At 73.1% G+C, this 15494-nt stretch carries 17 protein-coding genes; 8 read left to right on the top strand and 9 right to left on the bottom strand.

Annotated elements, in window-relative coordinates; all coding sequences use genetic code 11:
* The 4 genes from ACIA6B_RS26960 to ACIA6B_RS26945 are packed head-to-tail and all read right to left on the bottom strand — an operon-like array spanning position 1 to position 5007.
* Positions 1–1482 (bottom strand): 2-hydroxymuconic semialdehyde dehydrogenase, encoded by a 1482-nt coding sequence (locus ACIA6B_RS26960; protein WP_396777525.1) that lies wholly within the window; start codon positions 1480–1482, stop codon positions 1–3.
* 20 nt (positions 1483–1502) lie between these two features.
* Entirely contained in the window at positions 1503–2834 is a 1332-nt protein-coding gene (locus tag ACIA6B_RS26955) for an FAD-dependent oxidoreductase (protein WP_396777457.1), read from the bottom strand.
* Positions 2831–4108, bottom strand: a complete 1278-nt coding sequence (gene kynU / locus ACIA6B_RS26950) for a kynureninase (RefSeq protein WP_396777456.1) — start codon at positions 4106–4108, stop codon at positions 2831–2833. The genes ACIA6B_RS26955 and kynU overlap by 4 nt, the downstream gene beginning before the upstream one ends.
* A gap of 14 nt (positions 4109–4122) precedes the next feature.
* The gene (locus ACIA6B_RS26945; RefSeq protein WP_281937358.1) at positions 4123–5007 is read right to left on the bottom strand and encodes a tryptophan 2,3-dioxygenase; all 885 of its coding nucleotides are present in this window, start codon (positions 5005–5007) and stop codon (positions 4123–4125) included.
* Between the two features lie 140 nt (positions 5008–5147).
* On the opposite strand from ACIA6B_RS26945, the gene ACIA6B_RS26940 reads away from it, so the two are divergent.
* From ACIA6B_RS26940 to ACIA6B_RS26930, 3 genes are all read left to right on the top strand, one after another.
* Positions 5148–5594, top strand: coding sequence for an Lrp/AsnC family transcriptional regulator (locus tag ACIA6B_RS26940; protein ID WP_396777455.1), 447 nt, complete (start codon positions 5148–5150; stop codon positions 5592–5594).
* Positions 5595–5705: 111 nt separating this feature from the next.
* Positions 5706–6218 (top strand): hypothetical protein, encoded by a 513-nt coding sequence (locus ACIA6B_RS26935; protein ID WP_396777454.1) that lies wholly within the window; start codon positions 5706–5708, stop codon positions 6216–6218.
* Between the two features lie 12 nt (positions 6219–6230).
* Positions 6231–7070: a class F sortase gene (locus tag ACIA6B_RS26930; RefSeq protein WP_396777453.1), complete on the top strand. Its 840-nt coding sequence runs from the start codon at positions 6231–6233 to the stop codon at positions 7068–7070.
* Between the two features lie 12 nt (positions 7071–7082).
* Here the strand turns inward: ACIA6B_RS26930 and ACIA6B_RS26925 are convergent, their stop codons facing one another.
* Positions 7083–7622, bottom strand: coding sequence for an HNH endonuclease (locus ACIA6B_RS26925; RefSeq protein ID WP_107156075.1), 540 nt, complete (start codon positions 7620–7622; stop codon positions 7083–7085).
* Between the two features lie 282 nt (positions 7623–7904).
* Between ACIA6B_RS26925 and ACIA6B_RS26920 the strand changes: the two genes are divergently transcribed.
* The 3 genes from ACIA6B_RS26920 to ACIA6B_RS26910 all read left to right on the top strand — a co-directional run bounded on the left by ACIA6B_RS26920 (position 7905) and on the right by ACIA6B_RS26910 (position 11028).
* On the top strand, positions 7905–8960 hold the full coding sequence (locus ACIA6B_RS26920) for a mechanosensitive ion channel family protein (RefSeq protein ID WP_396777450.1): 1056 nt from the start codon (positions 7905–7907) through the stop codon (positions 8958–8960).
* Positions 8961–9192: 232 nt separating this feature from the next.
* A complete protein-coding gene (locus tag ACIA6B_RS26915) occupies positions 9193–10560 on the top strand; it encodes an MFS transporter (protein ID WP_396777448.1) in 1368 nt (455 codons plus the stop codon).
* Positions 10561–10638: 78 nt separating this feature from the next.
* Positions 10639–11028 (top strand): globin, encoded by a 390-nt coding sequence (locus ACIA6B_RS26910; RefSeq protein ID WP_396777523.1) that lies wholly within the window; start codon positions 10639–10641, stop codon positions 11026–11028.
* Between the two features lie 30 nt (positions 11029–11058).
* Here ACIA6B_RS26910 and ACIA6B_RS26905 read toward each other — a convergent pair whose 3' ends face one another.
* The 4 genes from ACIA6B_RS26905 to ettA all read right to left on the bottom strand — a co-directional run bounded on the left by ACIA6B_RS26905 (position 11059) and on the right by ettA (position 14558).
* Entirely contained in the window at positions 11059–11643 is a 585-nt protein-coding gene (locus ACIA6B_RS26905; RefSeq protein ID WP_281937367.1) for a YbjN domain-containing protein, read from the bottom strand.
* 131 nt (positions 11644–11774) lie between these two features.
* A complete protein-coding gene (locus tag ACIA6B_RS26900) occupies positions 11775–12449 on the bottom strand; it encodes a hypothetical protein (protein WP_396777446.1) in 675 nt (224 codons plus the stop codon).
* Positions 12446–12889: a thioesterase family protein gene (locus tag ACIA6B_RS26895; RefSeq protein ID WP_107155939.1), complete on the bottom strand. Its 444-nt coding sequence runs from the start codon at positions 12887–12889 to the stop codon at positions 12446–12448. The genes ACIA6B_RS26900 and ACIA6B_RS26895 overlap by 4 nt, the downstream gene beginning before the upstream one ends.
* Entirely contained in the window at positions 12882–14558 is a 1677-nt protein-coding gene (ettA, locus tag ACIA6B_RS26890; RefSeq protein ID WP_396777444.1) for an energy-dependent translational throttle protein EttA, read from the bottom strand. Before ettA ends, ACIA6B_RS26895 begins: the two co-directional genes overlap by 8 nt.
* Positions 14559–14771: 213 nt before the next feature.
* Between ettA and ACIA6B_RS26885 the strand changes: the two genes are divergently transcribed.
* Together ACIA6B_RS26885 and ACIA6B_RS26880 are read left to right on the top strand one after the other, a co-directional pair.
* Complete coding sequence (locus ACIA6B_RS26885) at positions 14772–15056, top strand: hypothetical protein (protein ID WP_396777443.1); 285 nt, start codon at positions 14772–14774, stop codon at positions 15054–15056.
* A complete protein-coding gene (locus ACIA6B_RS26880) occupies positions 15049–15435 on the top strand; it encodes a hypothetical protein (RefSeq protein WP_396777441.1) in 387 nt (128 codons plus the stop codon). The genes ACIA6B_RS26885 and ACIA6B_RS26880 overlap by 8 nt, the downstream gene beginning before the upstream one ends.
* The last annotated feature ends 59 nt before the right edge of the window (positions 15436–15494 follow it).

Here is a 15494-nt window from a genome sequence, read left to right as displayed (position 1 = left end):
TCACGTCAGGTCCACGCAGACGTTCGTCAGTTCCGAGTAGAAGTCGAGCGAGTGCACGCCGCCCTCCCGGCCGACCCCGGACGCCTTCACCCCGCCGAACGGGGTGCGCAGGTCGCGCAGGAACCAGGTGTTGACCCAGACGATGCCGGCGTCCAGCCGCGCCCCGGCCCGGTGCGCCCGGCCCACGTCCCGGGTCCAGACGGTCGCCGCCAGGCCGTAGTCGGTGCCGTTGGCCAGCGCGTACGCCTCGTCCTCGGAGTCGAACGGCGCGACGTGCACCACCGGCCCGAAGATCTCCTCGCGGTTGGTCCGGGCGTCCGGCCCGAGGCCGGTGAGCACGGTCGGCTGCACGTACGCGCCGCCGTCGCGGGCGTCGCCGAAGCGCGGCGTGCCGCCGCCCGCGCGCACCTCGGCGCCCTCGGTACGGGCCAGCGCGTAGTGGCCGAGCACCTTGTCCCGGTGGGCGTGCGAGATCAGCGGCATGTTCACCGTGGCCTCGTCCGCCGGCCAGCCGTACGCCAACTCGTCGGCGCGCTTCGCCAGCCGCGCGGTGAACTCCTCGAAGACCGGCCGCTGCACATAGATCCGCTCGGTGCAGAGGCACACCTGGCCGCCGTTGGTGAAGCTGGAGCGCACCGAGCCGGCGACCGCGGCGTCCAGGTCGGCGTCCGCGAACACCAGGCCGGCGTTCTTGCCGCCCAGCTCGAAACTGACCGCCTTCACGCCGTCGGCGGCGGCCCGCATGATGGCGCTGCCGGTGGCCGACTCGCCGGTGAACGTGATCGCGTCCACGCCCGGGTGCCGGGTCAGGTGCTCGCCGGCCGAGCCGGGTCCGAAGCCGTGCACCAGGTTGAACACGCCGTCCGGCACGCCGGCCGCGACCATCACCTCGGCCAGCAGCGTGGCCGACGCCGGCGTCTCCTCGCTGGGCTTGACCACCACCGCGTTGCCGCAGGCCAGCGCCGGGGCGACCTTCCAGGTGAGCAGCAGCAGCGGCAGGTTCCACGGCACGATGACGGCGACCACGCCGACCGGCTTGCGGACCGCGTAGTTGAGCGCCCGGCCGCCGGTCGGGGTGACCGTGGTGAACGACTCGGTCGGCGCGGTCGCCACGATCTCGGCGAACGCCCGGAAGTTGGCCGCGCCGCGCGGGATGTCCAACGTGCGGGCCTGCGAGATGGCCTTGCCGGTGTCCGCCACCTCGGCCGCCACCAGGTCGTCGAATCGGCGCTCCAACTCGTCGGCGACCCGGCGCAGCACCTCGGCGCGTTCCCGCTCCCCCATCCGGCCCCACGGACCGCGCAGCGCGGCCCGGCCGGCGGCCACCGCGTCGTCGACCACCGACTCCGACGCCTCCACCACCTCGAAGACCGGCTCGCCGGTGACCGGGCTGCGCTTGGTGAACCGGGGGCCGGCGTCGACGAACGCGCCGCCGACGAAGTTGCGCAGCAGGCCGGGCCCGTCCGGCGCGTGCCCGGTCATCAGCCGGGGGTCCCAGCGCGTCACCGCCGCCTCCCCAACGCCGCGCCGACACCGGCGGCCAGCAGCGTCACCGCGCCGGCCGCGACCGCGCCGACGGCGGCGTACTGCCGGCGGACCCGGCGGCGCACCTGGGCGTACGGGGTGGTGGAGAACGAGACCAGCTCGTACTGCGAGACGTAGCGGCCGGGCAGCGCCCGTTCCAGCGCGTGCTCGACCGTCTTGCGGGCCCGGAACACCGGCGAGGCGACCTTGTCCCGCATCTCCACGAAGTTGGCCAGCGCCATCCGGGCGATCGCCTCCGCGTCGTCCTGGCGGCGGTGCTGGAACAGCGGCAGCGCGGCGGCCCACTCGTCGTCGCACTCGTCGAGGCAGCGGTCCAACTCGACCACGTCCTCGAACGCGCAGTTCGCGCCCTGGCCGTAGAACGGCACGATGGCGTGCGCGGCGTCGCCGAGCAGGCCGACCCGGCCGGCCACCTGCCACGGCGTGCAACGCACCGTGCCGAGCACGCCGACCGGGTTGTGCTGGTAGTCGTCGACCAGGTTCGGCGCGAGCGGCACCAGGTCCGGGTAGTGAACGGCGAAGAACCGCTCGATCGCGGCCGGGCTGCTCAGCGACGCGAAGCTGCTCCTGCCGTGGGTGGGCCAGAACAGCGTGCAGGTGAAGGAACGGTCCGGGTTCGGCAGCGCGATCATCATCGAGGTGCCGCGCGGCCAGATGTGCAGCGCGCCCGGGTCCAGGGCGAACTCCCCGCCGATCGGCGGGATGGTCAGCTCCTTGTAGCCGTAGTCGAGGAAGTCCAGGCTCTCGGTCAGCCCCCCGTACGCCAGCAGTTGCCCGCGCACCGCGGAGCCGGCGCCGTCCGCGCCGAGGACGACCGACGCGGTGGCGGTGACCTTGCCCTCGGGGGTCTCGAACGTCATCTCGCCGCCGACCGGGTCGAGGCCGACCAGCCGGTGGTCGAACGCGACCCGCACGCCCGGCAGCGCGGCGGCGGCGTCGAGCAGCGCGTTGTTCAGCGCGCCCCGGCTGATCGAGTTGATCGCCCGGTCGCCGGAGACGCTGTACGACTGGAACTGCGGCTCGCCCTCGACCGGGTGGATCATCCGGCCGCGCATCGGCAGCGCGTCCGCCATCACCTGCTCGTCCAGGCCGATCCGGCGCAACGCGTCCAGGCCGCGCTCGGAGAGCGCCAGGTTGATCGAGCGCCCGCGCTCGACGGTGCCGGTGCGCGGGTCCCCCCGCCGCTCGTAGAGCGCCACCGGGTAGCCGCGCCGGGCCAGGAAGCAGGCCAGCAGGCAGCCGGCCAGCCCGGCGCCGACCACCGCGATCTCGTCGCGTTCCGTACTCATGAGGCGGCCTCCACGGTCGCGGCCAGCGCGTCGGCGACCCGCCAGCAGTCGTGGTACGTCGAGTAGAGCGGCACCGGCGCGAACCGGACCACGTCCGGCTCCCGGGCGTCGGCGATCACGCCGTGCTCGTGCCGCAGCCGCTTGGTCAGCCCGTTCGCGCTGCCGGTGGAGATGCGGACCGAGAGCTGACAACCCCGGCGGGCCGGGTCGCGCGGCGTGATGACGGTCAGCGGCCGGCCGGGCGTCACCTCGTCGAGCAGCCGTTCCAGCCAGCCGGTGAGTCGCAGGCTGCGCTCCCGCAACGCGGGCATGCCGACGGCGTCGAACAGCGCCAGCGAGGTGCGTACCGGGCCCATCGCGAGGATCGGCGGGTTGGAGATCTGCCACGCCTCCACGGTGGCCGGCGGTCGGGACACCGGCGTCATCTCGAACCGGGTGGCCGCCTCGGTGCTCCACCAGCCCTCGAACCGGGGCAGCGACGCGTCGCCGAGGTGGCGTTCGTGGACGAAGACGCCGGCCAGCGCGCCCGGACCGGAGTTCAGATACTTGTAGGAGCACCAGGCGGCGAAGTCGACGTCCCAGTCGTGCAGCGCCAGCGGCACGTTGCCGGCCGCGTGCGCCAGGTCCCAGCCGACGACCGCGCCGGCGGCCCGCCCGGCGGCGGTGATCGCCGGGATGTCCATCAGCTCGCCGGTGAGATAGTTGACGCCGCCGAGCAGCAGCAACGCCACCGTGTGCCCCTCGGCCGCCAGGAAGTCGGTGACGTCGGACGTGCGCAGGGTGTCCGCACCGGGACGCGGCTTCAGCCGCACCACCGTGGCGTCCGGGTCCAGGCCGTGGAACCGGGCCTGGCTGCGCACCGCGTAGCTGTCCGACGGGAACGCGCTGTCCTCGATGACGATCCGCGTGCGTTCCCCGGCGGGCCGGTAGAAGCTCACCATCAGCAGGTGCAGGTCCACGGTGAGCGAGTTCATCACCACGGTCTCCGTGGGCAGCGCGCCGACCAGTCGCGCGGCCGGCGCGGTCAACAACTCGTGGTACGACAGCCAGGGCCGCTCCGCCTCCAGGTGCCCCTCCACGCCCAGCCGCCGCCAGGCGTCCAGGTCGGCGACGAGTTCGTCGCGGGTGGCCCGGGGTTGCAGACCCAGCGAGTTGCCGGCCAGGTACGCCACGTCGGGGTACCGCCCGCCCTCGGCCGGCGGCACGTGGAACAGGTGCCGGTGACCGGCGTCGGTGGCGTCGAGCCGGTGGGCTTCGCTCTCGGGGGTGATCATCGTGTGTTCTCCGGTCACATCGCGGTACGGGCCGACCACAGCTCCGGGAAGACCACCCGGGCCATGCTGCGCTGCAACCATGCCAGGCCGGCCGAGCCGCCGCTGCCGACCTTCGCGCCCATGGTGCGCTGCACCGCCTTGACGTGGTTCCACCGCCAGTCGCCGAACTGCTCGGCCACCTCGGTGAGCGCGTCGCCGAGCAGGCGCAGGTGGTTGTCCGGACCGCCGTCGCCGTAGACGCGCACCCAGGCCGCCTCGACCGCCGGGTGCGACTCGTGCTCGACCGCGACGTCCCGCTCCAGCAGCTCGGCCGGCAGCGGGAAGCCGCGGCGGGCGAGCAGCGCCACCACGTCGTCCCAGAGGCTCGGCGTGGCCAGCGCGGCGGTCAGCTCGGCGTGCACGTCGGTCTGCCGGCGGAACGGGCGGATCAGCGCCGGGTCCCGCAGGCCGAGCAGGAACTCCAGTTGCCGGTACATCGCGGACTGGAAGCCGGACCCCTCGCCCAGCCGGTCCCGGAACCGGTTGAAGTCGGCCGGCGTCATCCAGCGCAGCCCCTGCCAGGCGGCGTTGAGCCCCTCCAGGTGCAGCGCGGCGCGGCGCAGCGGCGGCAGCGCCTCCCAGATCCGGTTGGCCCGCAGCTCACGCTGGGCGTGCCGCAGCTCGTGGCAGGTCAGCTTGAAGTACAGCTCCATGATCTGGCTGACCATCAGGAAGGACATCTCGCCCGGGTCGTCGCTGAGCGGCTGCTGGAGCTGGTGCAGCGTGCTGGCGTGCACGTACGCGTCGTACGGCACGCGCTCGGCGAACTCCAGCGTCGGCTCGCCTCCGTTACGCGCCGCTCGGGCCGCCCGCTGCTGCGGGGTGGCCGGGCGCACCGCCGTCGTCTGTTCCACCGTCATCTCCGTCCGTGCGCGGGTAATCGCCATGATCTCGCCGGTACGCGCGCCGAGGGAATGCCGGTTCAACGGCGGTATGGTGGTCTGACCTCACGAGCCGAAAGCATCTCGGGTCTCCGACTTCACGGAAGAAAGGCCGCCGCGTGGACGACATGGACTGGGCGCTGCTCCGGGAGCTCCAGGCCGACGCCCGGCTCTCGTTCAGCGAGCTGTCCCGCCGGGTGCACCTGTCCCCGCCGGCCGTCGCCGAGCGGGTCCGGCGGCTGGAGGAGTCCGGGGTGATCACCGGCTACCACGCCCACGTGGACCTGGCCCGGGCCGGGCGGACCGTGCTGGCGCTGATCCGGATGTCCTGTTACGGCTCCCGCTGCATCCTGAACGACCCGACGGTGACGCGGTGGCCGGAGATCATGGAGATCCACCGGATCACCGGCGACGCGTGCAGCATGCTCAAGGTCGCCGCCGCCTCGATGGGCGAGTTCGAGGCCGTCATCGACCGCCTGGCCCCCTACGGCCAGCCCTCCAGCACCATGGTCCTGTCGACGCCGCTGGCCTGGCACCCGGTGGTGAAAGGCGGGGCCCCCGGTTAACGCCTGCGGCAGCGGAAGGGGCCCCGGTTAACTCCCCGGCCGGCCGGGAAGGCAGCCCCCGCTGCCCGTCAGCAGGATTCCGGTGCGCCGTCGCACCGGGAGGGGGGAATCATGCCAGGGCTCCTGTCACATCGCGCGCTGTCATCCGTACTGGGCCTGCTCGGCCTGGTCGCGGCGTTCGTCCTCACCACGGCCGTACCGGCCCGGGCCGGGGAGAGTGTCTTCATCGAGGTGACGCCGAACAGCGTCCAGGCGGGCTCGCGGGTGAACCTCCGGGCCGGCTGCGACGCCAACAACAACCGCCAGGCCCAGGTCACCTCGGACGCGTTCGGCCGGGTGACGCTGCGGTCGAACAACGGCTTCCTCACCGGCTCGGTCACCGTTCCCGGCAACAAGGCGCCCGGCGACTACCCGGTGAACCTGGACTGCGCCAACGGCAACACCGCCTCGACCATGCTCACCGTGCTGAACATGTCGCAGCCGAGCAAGGGGCCGGCGACCGGCGGCGGGGGCACCGCGGCCGGCGGCCGGGGCACCGGCTCGCTGCTGCTGGTCGGAGGGCTCGCGGCAGTGGCCGTGATCGCCGGGGTGAGCGCCCGCCGCAAGCCCGGTGGCCGCGTCTGACGGGACCCGGCCATGGCCCGCTCCACACGCCGCGCCCGCCGCGGCCGGACCCGCCCCGCCGCCGACCGGCCGGACCGGACCGGGCGGCTGCGGGCCGCGCTCCGCGTGACGTCCCGGGCCGCGCGCCGGTTCGCCCACGCCGCCGGGCACGCGTTCTCGGCCAGCGTCACCACCGCCGACCCGCGCGTCCGCCCGGTCACGGCCCGCGCCACCACGCCCACCACCCGCCGGTACGCCCCGACGTCCGGCCCCGGCGTCCCGGTGCTGGTGGTGGCCGGCCTGATGGTGCTGATCGTGGCGATGCTCGGCGTGGAGCGGGTGACCGGCGCGAGCGTGCTGCCGGACCGGATCGTCGCCGGCCTGCGCCCGCCGCCGAAGAAGTTCCCGGTGCTGCCGGCCAGCCCGCCGACCGACCTGACCATCGGCAAGCTGAACCTGCGTGCCCCGGTGCACCGGGTGGGCATCGCGCCGGACGGCAGCATCGCGGTGCCGGACGTCAGCCGGGCCGGCGAGGTCGGCTGGTACGACCAGGGCCCGACCCCCGGCCAGTACGGCCCGGCGGTGCTCGTCGGTCACGTCGACACCACCACCGGCCCGGCCGTCTTCCACGGGCTGCGGGAACTCGACGACGGCGACCGGATCGAGGTGACCCGCCAGGACCGGTCGGTGGCGGTCTTCGAGGTGACCTCGATCGAGCGGTACGGCAAGGAGAAGCTGCCGGTGCGGGAGGTCTACGGCGACTTCAGCCGCCCCAACCTGCGGCTGATCACCTGCGGTGGGCGCTGGGTGGGCGGCGAGACCGGGTACGCCGACAACCTGGTCGTCTACGCGTCGCTGGTGCGGGCGCGCTGAGCGGCCGGCCGGTCAGGCCGCCTCGGGCTCCGGCTCGCGCAGGTCGAGCCAGTCGGCCCAGCGCGGGTCGGGAGCGCGGTGCCCCAGCACCCGCCAGGCGCTGCCCTTCGGCGCCGCCGGCAGGTGGTGCAGCCGCCAACCCAACTCGGCGGGCGTCTTGTCGCCCTTGGTGTGGTTGCAGCGCGCGCAGGCCGCCACCACGTTCTCCCAGGCGTGCCGGCCGCCCCGGCTGCGTGGGAAGACGTGGTCGATGGTCTCCGCCGGCCCGCGACAGTAGGCGCACCGCCACCCGTCCCGGGCGAAGATCCCCCGGCGGGAGAGGCCCACCTGGGTGCGGTAGGGCACCCGGACGTAGCGGGTCAGCCGCACCACGGAGGGCACCGGGAGCGCGTTGCGCGCGCTGTGCAGGATGCCCTCGCCGTCGGCCACGCAGACCGCCTTGGCGGAGAGGACGAGGATGGCGGCCCGACGCACCGACACGACGCACAGGGGCTCGTAGGTGGCGTTGAGAACGAGTGCACCGGAGCCCGCCGTGGGTCGTATGTCAGGCATCGCGCTCACCCTCCCGGTCCAGCCCTCCCGCCGCCACCACGCCGAGACCGCCCCGCGCACTGCGCGGAACGGCCCCGACGCCGGCCGGATCACCGACGTCCGTTGGGCCAATAGTCCCTGATCGCGCCCCGGATTGCACGCACTAATCCGGGGTACCCGCTGGGAGGCTGACCCCGGCATGCCAAGATGACCGGTTCCGGCCGGCATGATCGCCTCCCCCGGACCGTCCCATCGGGGCGGGTCCGTGCGGTCGGCGCCGCGCCGTTGGGGTACGAATTTCCCGTGAATGTCTCCGACCTGATCACCGCCGTGCTGTCCGCCGTCTCCGACCGACGCCCGGACTGCAAGGGCAGCAGTTCCTGCGAGTGGGTGTACCGGGCCACCAACTCCGCCTGGTTCGCCGAGAGCAGCTACTGGATCCTGCTGAAGCCGCTGCGGATCGCGCTGATCCTGCTGCTGGCCGTCGCCGCCCGCTGGGCGTTGCACCGCACCATCAACCGGCTGGTGCGCACCACCACGCAGGGTGCGGTGCCGACCATGCTCCGTCCGCTGCGCGAGCGGATCCCCAGCGCCACCCTCGACCCCGAGCAGTTCGTGCCGGAGCGCCGGCGGCAGCGCGCCGAGGCGATCGGGTCGGTGCTGCGCAGCATGGTCACCGCGTTCGTCTTCGGCATCGCGCTGCTGATGGTGCTCAAGGAGTTCAGCTTCGACCTGGCGCCGCTGCTGGCCAGCGCCGGCATCGCCGGCGTGGCGCTCGGCTTCGGCGCGCAGAGCCTGGTCAAGGACCTGATCGCCGGCCTGTTCATGCTGATCGAGGACCAGTACGGGGTGGGTGACACGGTCGACCTCGGCGAGGCGACGGGCGTGGTGGAGGCGGTGGGCCTGCGGGTCACCACGGTCCGCGACGGCCGGGGCGTGCTCTGGTACATCCGCAACGGGGAGATCATCCGGGTCGGCAACAAGAGCCAGGGCTGGGCGCTGGTCGTGGTGGACCTGCCGATCGGCTTCGCCGGCACCGAGGAGGCCACCGCCGTGCTGCGGACCGCGGCGGCGTCGGTGGCACTGGACCCGGAGCTGGCCCCGGAGGTCGTGGAGCAGCCGGAGGTGCTCGGCGTGGAACAGATGACCGTCGACGGCGCGGTGATCCGCACCGTGGTCAAGACCACCGCCGACGGACAGTTCGCGGTCGGCCGTGAGCTGCGCCGCCGGCTCGCGGAGGCGCTGGAGAACTCCGGGATCACCGCCCGGATCGCCGCCGCCCGGCTCTATCCCGGGCTGCCGCCGCAGCCGCCGGCGCCGCTCCGGCCGGAGGGAACCGGCACCGGCGGGGCCGCCTGAGGGCCGGCGTGGACGACCGATTTCCGGGGGTCGCGCCTCGCGCGGCCCCTCGGGTATCGTCCGTTCGTTCAGTCGGAGATGCGACGATCAATCCGTTCGCCCTAGTCAGTTGTCAGACGATCGGGCAGAATCCGGTGAACACGCTCCCCCGGGGAGTGTGTCGTGTCCTCGCCGATCGGTTGATCTGACGACGGTTCCCGGTCGGGCCACCACAAGTGGCCGGCTCGGAACGATGGAGGCGACGGTGTCCGACCAGCGACCCGCCGAGGAGAGTCCGGCCACCTTCCGTGACGTGTTCGGCCAGTCGGAGTTCCGCGCGCTGTTCGCCGCCAACGTCCTGTCCTGGGTCGGCGACTACCTCGCCAAGGCCGCGGTCACCGTGCTCGTGCTGCGCGAAACCCAGTCGGTCGCGCTCTCCGCCGCCGCCTTCGCGGCCAGCTACCTGCCCTGGCTGATCGGCGGCCCGCTGCTCTCGGCGCTCGCCGAACGGCACCGCTACCGCCGGGTCATGGTGCTCTGCGACCTGATCCGGATGGCGCTGATGGTGCTGGTCGCCATGCCGTTCATGCCGGCCTGGTCGATCCTCGGCCTGATCTTCCTGGCGACGCTGGCCAACCCGCCGAGCCAGGCGGCGCGCTCGGCGCTGCTGCCGCACGTCCTCGCCGGCGACCGGTTGGTGGTGGGCCTCGCCGCCTCGACAAGCGCGGCGCAGGCCGCCCAGGTCGTCGGCTACCTCGCCGGGGCGACCATCGCGGTGCTGAATCCGAGCACCGCGCTGCTGCTCAACGCGGGCACGTTCGCGCTGTCGGCCGCGCTGGTCCGGTTCGGCCTGCGCGACCGCGCCCCGTCGATGACCGAGGCGCACCGCAGTCACCTGCTGCGGGAGACCGCGCAGGGCTTCCGCATCGTCTTCGAGCGGCCGGTGCTGCGCGCCATCGCGGTGCTGGTGTTCAGCGCCATGCTCTTCTCGATCGTGCCGGAGGGGCTGGCCGCCGGTTGGGCCGCCGAACGCACCGACGGCGGCATGGACACCGGCACCGCCCAGGCGGTGATCATGGCCGCCAACCCGATCGGCTACGTCTTCGGCGGGCTGCTGATCGGCCGGCTCACCACGCCGGCCCGCCGGCTGGCCCTGATGCCGCCGCTGGCGGTCCTCGCGCCGGCGGTGCTCGTACCCTCGCTCCTCGATCCGCCGCCGGTCGTGGTGGCGCTGCTGGCCGCCGCGTGCGGCTTCGCGGTCGGGGGCATCGTCCCGGTCGCCAACGGCCTCTTCGTGCAGGCGCTGCCGGACGGCTACCGGGCCCGGGCGTTCGGCGTGATGGCCAGCGGCACGCAGATCCTCCAGGGCGTCTCGGTGCTGGCCACCGGCGCGCTCGCCGAGCGGTTCACCATTCCGACGGTGGTCGGGCTGTGGAGCGCGGCCGGCGTGCTGCTCATGATCGTCGCGGCGGTCACCTGGCCCCGCCCGGCGACGATCGGGGCCGCCGTCGACGCCGCCCGCGCCGAGTCGGCCGCCGGGAGCGGCCCTCCGGCGGCCCGGGAGCCGGCCGGGGGCGACCGGGGGCGGGAGCCCACCCGGCACCGGCACGCGGTGACGTGACCTCCGCCGCCCGGCGGGCGGGCGCGGCCACCGGGGCGCGCCTGGCAGGATGGGAGCGTGACTTCCCCAGGCGAGTCGATGACGCTGTTCGAGGCGATCGGCGGTGAACCCGCCTTCCGCAAGCTGGTCGACGAGTTCTATGCCGGCGTCGCCGACGACCCGCTGCTGCGGCCGATGTACCCGGAGGAGGACCTGGGCCCGGCGGCGGACCGGCTGACCCTGTTCCTGATCCAGTACTGGGGCGGCCCGCGCACCTACTCGGACCAGCGCGGGCACCCACGGCTGCGGATGCGGCACGCCCCGTTCCGGATCGGCGCCGCCGAACGCGACGCCTGGCTGCGCCACATGCGGCACGCGGTGGAGACGCTGGACCTGCCGCCGCAGCTCGCCGTCGCGCTCTGGGACTACCTGGAGCGGGCCGCGTACTTCATGGTGAACGCGGCGGACGACGACCCGGCCGCCGGCTGACCGGCGGCCCGGCGGCCCGGCGGCGCAAGCTCAGAGCAGGGCGCCCTCGTCGTGCAGCCAGTCCACGAACGTGGTGGCCACCGCCGCGCCGCAGTCGAGCATCTCGACCAGCAGCGCGTCGTGGGTGCCAGCGCCGAGCGGCACCTGAAGCTCGGCGTAGATCGGGAGCTGGCCACGCTCGGTCGGGTCGCCGATGTACGCCTTGCAGAACCGCCGGGTGTGGTTCCACTCGTTCACCACCCGGTAGGCCCGGTCGGCCCAGTCCGGCGGCACGGTCGCGTGTGGACGGGCCCGCATGACGAGGATCTCGTCCTCCGGCCCCTCCAGCGCGACCAGCACGGCGTGCCGCTCCCACATGGCCAGCAGGTTGCCGTCACCGTCGGCCAGGTAACGCACGTCGAGCAGGTCGAGCGCGTCACAGACCCGGCTCAGCGTGACCGGGGCGACCGTGGCCGGCATGTCCGCGATGACGGGCCGCTCGGGCGCCGCCGCGTCGTCGTCCGGCCGGCGTGGGGTCGGTGGCCCGACCCGGACGCTGTCGTCCACTGTGGTCCCGCTTCGGGTTTCCGGATCGCCGCCACCGGCGGGACCGGGGCGCCATGACCACCACGGCATCGCTCGCGCACCTCACTCCCCAGCGGATCCAGCCGCCTACGGTGCGTTGGATCCGAGGATGGACGGTACCCGGACAGCCGGCAGGAGGCATCCCCCCACCGGCCGCCCCAGCCCGGAAGAATGATGCCGGGTCATCCGTTCGGATGAACTCGGGTAGGCGTGAGTGCAAGGTCGGCGACCGTCCGCGACCACGCCGCCCCGTACGGCCCGACCAGCCCGACCCAGTGGCCGGCCACCCGCACCTGAACGTCGCCGGCGCCGGTGCCGAGGAAGCCGAGCCGCACCACGCCCTGCACCAGCCGCTGCGACACCTCCACCGGCGTGCCGGGCTCCCCGTCCGGGGTCACCACCACCGCGACGTGGTCCAGCAGCGCGTCCCGCAGCACCCGCTGGCCGACCGCCCGGCCCGCCACCCCGTGGGTGGCCGCCTCGCGCAACGTCCCGGCCGCCGCGTCCGCGATCCGGCGCAGCTCCGCACCGGGCAGCAGCTCGACCGGGCGGCTGACCGGTGGCGGCAGCGGCCAGCGCCAGCCGTCGTCGCGTCGCCGAGGCAGCGCCGCGCCCCCGGCGGAGAGTTCGGCCAGCAGGTCCGCGGCGGCGACCGTGACGTCGCCGGGCGCGTCCCCCGGCACGGTGCGCACCACGAGCACCCCCCAGGGCAGGCGGGCCCAGAGGGCGGTACGGCCGGCGCCGGGCACCGGACGGAGCCGGACCAGGACGGCCGGGTCGAGCCGGACCAGCCGGGCGAGGAACGCGCCGGCGTCGGCCACCCCGGTCAACCCGTGCCCGCGCGTCGTCCCGGTCATCCGGTCAGCCCGGGGGCGTGGCGGAGCAGGAACACCCGCTCGTCGGCGGAGATCCGGCGCGGGCGCTGGGTGGACAGGTCGAACGGGACCAGCACCGACCGGGCGGTGCCGGCCAGCGTGTCACCGTCGTACAGCTCGTACGCGACCGAGAAGGAGGCGGCCCGGATCTCGTCGACCCACAGCTCGATCCGGACGGTCGGCGCCGCCTCCGCGCTGGCCCGGCCGAGCGCGTAGTCGACCGGGCGCAGGTAGTCGACCTCGTGCCGGCGGATGACCACCCCGTCGGCGAACGAGTCGACGCCCCACGCCCGGCCGCCGGCGAACATCATCGCCACCCGGGCCTCCTCGTAGAGCGTGAGGAAGCGGGCGTTGTTGACGTGGCCGTACGCGTCCAGGTCGGACCAGCGCAGCGCGCAGTGGTAGACGAACCGGTCAGTCACGGGTGAGCTTGCGGTAGGTCACCCGGTGCGGCCGGGCCGCGTCGGCGCCCAGCCGGTCGATCTTGTTCTTCTCGTACGCCTCGAAGTTGCCCTCGAACCAGAACCACTTGGCCGGGTTCGTGTCGTCGCCCTCCCAGGCCAGGATGTGCGTGGCGACCCGGTCCAGGAACATCCGGTCGTGGGAGATGACCACGGCGCAGCCGGGGAACTCCAGCAGCGCGTTCTCCAGGCTGGAGAGCGTCTCCACGTCCAGGTCGTTGGTCGGCTCGTCGAGCAGGATGACGTTGCCGCCGATCTTCAGCGTCAGCGCCAGGTTGAGCCGGTTGCGCTCGCCGCCGGAGAGCACCTTGGTCGGCTTCTGCTGGTCCGGCCCCTTGAAGCCGAACGCCGCGATGTACGCCCGGGACGGCATCTCGACCTTGCCCACCATGAGGTGGTCCAGCCCGTCGGAGACGACCTCCCAGACGGTCTTGTCGCCGTCCAGGCCCTGCCGGTTCTGGTCGACGTACGACAACTGCACGGTGGGGCCGACCTTGACCTCGCCGCCGGTCGGCTGCTCCAGCCCGACGATGGTCTTGAACAGCGTGGTCTTGCCGACGCCGTTCGGCCCGATGATGCCGACGATGCCGTTGCGCGGCAGCGAGAACGACAGGTTGTCGATCAGCACCCGGTCGCCGAAGCCCTTGGTCAGGCCGTGCGCCTCGATGACGGTGCTGCCCAGGCGCGGGCCCGGCGGGATCTGGATCTCCTCGAAGTCCAGCTTCCGGGTCTTCTCCGCCTCGGCGGCCATCTCGTCGTACCGGTCGAGGCGGGCCTTGGACTTGGTCTGCCGCGCCTTGGCGTTCGACCGGACCCACTCCAGCTCGTCGGAGAGGCGCTTGCGCATCTTGGCGTCGCGGCGACCCTCCACGGAGAGCCGGGCGGCCTTCTTCTCCAGATACGTGGAGTAGTTGCCCTCGTAGGGGTAGGCCCGGCCGCGGTCCAGCTCCAGGATCCAGTTGGCCACGTTGTCCAGGAAGTACCGGTCGTGGGTGATGGCCAGGACGGTGCCGGCGTACTTGGCCAGGTGCTGCTCCAGCCACTGCACGCTCTCCGCGTCCAGGTGGTTGGTGGGTTCGTCGAGCAGTAGCAGGTCGGGCGCCTCCAGCAGCAGCTTGCACAGCGCCACCCGGCGGCGCTCACCGCCGGAGAGCTGGGTCACGTCGGCGTCCGGCGGCGGGCAGCGCAGCGCGTCCATGGCCAGTTCGAGCTTGGAGTCGATGTCCCAGGCGTCGGCGGCGTCCAGGTCCTCCTGGAGCTTGCCCATCTCCTCCATCAGCTCGTCGGAGTAGTCCGTCGCCATCTGCTCGGCGATCTTGTTGAACCGCTCCAGCTTGGCCTTGGTCTCGGCGACCGCCTCCTCGACGTTGCCCAGGACGGTCTTGGCGTCGTTCAGCGGCGGCTCCTGCGCCAGCATGCCGACGGAGAAGCCGGGCATGAGCCGGGCCTCGCCGTTGCTCGGCCGGTCGAGCCCTGCCATGATCTTGAGCAGGCTGGACTTACCGGCGCCGTTCGGACCGACCACACCGATCTTGACACCCGGCAGGAAGTTCAGCGTCACGTTGTCCAGCACGACCTTGTCGCCGTGCGCCTTGCGTGCCTTCTCCAGGACGTAGATGAACTGAGCCACGGTGCGGGCTACCTCCGTCGGTTGCGATCGCGGGCTTGCGGGGCGCGGGGCGCGGGCTTCGACTCCGCCCGCCGCCGCCGGCCGGGAGCCGGCCGTGCGCACGCCGCCGTCAATCCTGACAGGTACGGGCCGCCGCGCCCACATCACCCCACCCCAGCAGCGGTACGGCGGGGCACGTTGCAGCCCTCGATACTACTCACTAGCCTTCTCGGTATGACCAAGAAGATCGCGATCAGCGTTCCTGACGATGTCGCCGCGCGGTTGGCCGAGGAGCCGAACGTGTCCGCGTTTGTCACCGAGAGCGTGCGGCAGCGAATGGCGGGTGAGCGCACCCGGCGAGCGTTGCGAGAGGTCGGCTTCCGACTCTCCGAGGACGGGCTCGCCGAGGCGGGTCGCGCGCTTGACGAGGCGCAGGCGAAGATCACACCGGAGCTGCGCGCCCGGGCGGCGACCCTGCTGAGCGAGTCGTCCCGCGGACGGCTGGCCGTCCGTGACTGAAGCCGGCCTCGTGCTCGACACCGCGTGTCTGCTGGCCTACGCAGAGGGTGCCGAGTCAGTCGGCGAGCAGCTCGCCGAGGTGGCGGACCGGCGGCAGTCAGTGATCGTCCCCGCGCTCTGTCTTGCCGAGGCGTACCGCCGGGTGAGCACCGACGGCTGGCGCCTTCTGGACATTCTCGGCGACCTCGACCAGGTGGTCGTCGCGCCGGTCGCGCACGACATGTGCATGTTCCTCGGCGGCTGGTCGCGCACCCTGGGCAGCACGGACCTGGCCCAGACGGCGCTGGAGGCCGCTCGGGCCACCACACCGATCATGACAGATCGGCGGGAGCTGTTCGGCGAGGTGCTGCCGAAGGAATGGCCGGTCATCGACCTCTGAGCCGGGTGTCGACAAGATCACGGCCAGGGTTCGGCGGTTCCGGGGGCGGGTAGTGGACT

The sequence above is a fragment of the Micromonospora sp. NPDC051141 genome, assembly GCF_044455765.1.
Classification (GTDB): Bacteria; Actinomycetota; Actinomycetes; order Mycobacteriales; family Micromonosporaceae; genus Micromonospora.
Note: the sequence above shows the minus strand (reverse complement) of the source record. Positions and strands in the feature narration are given on the sequence as shown.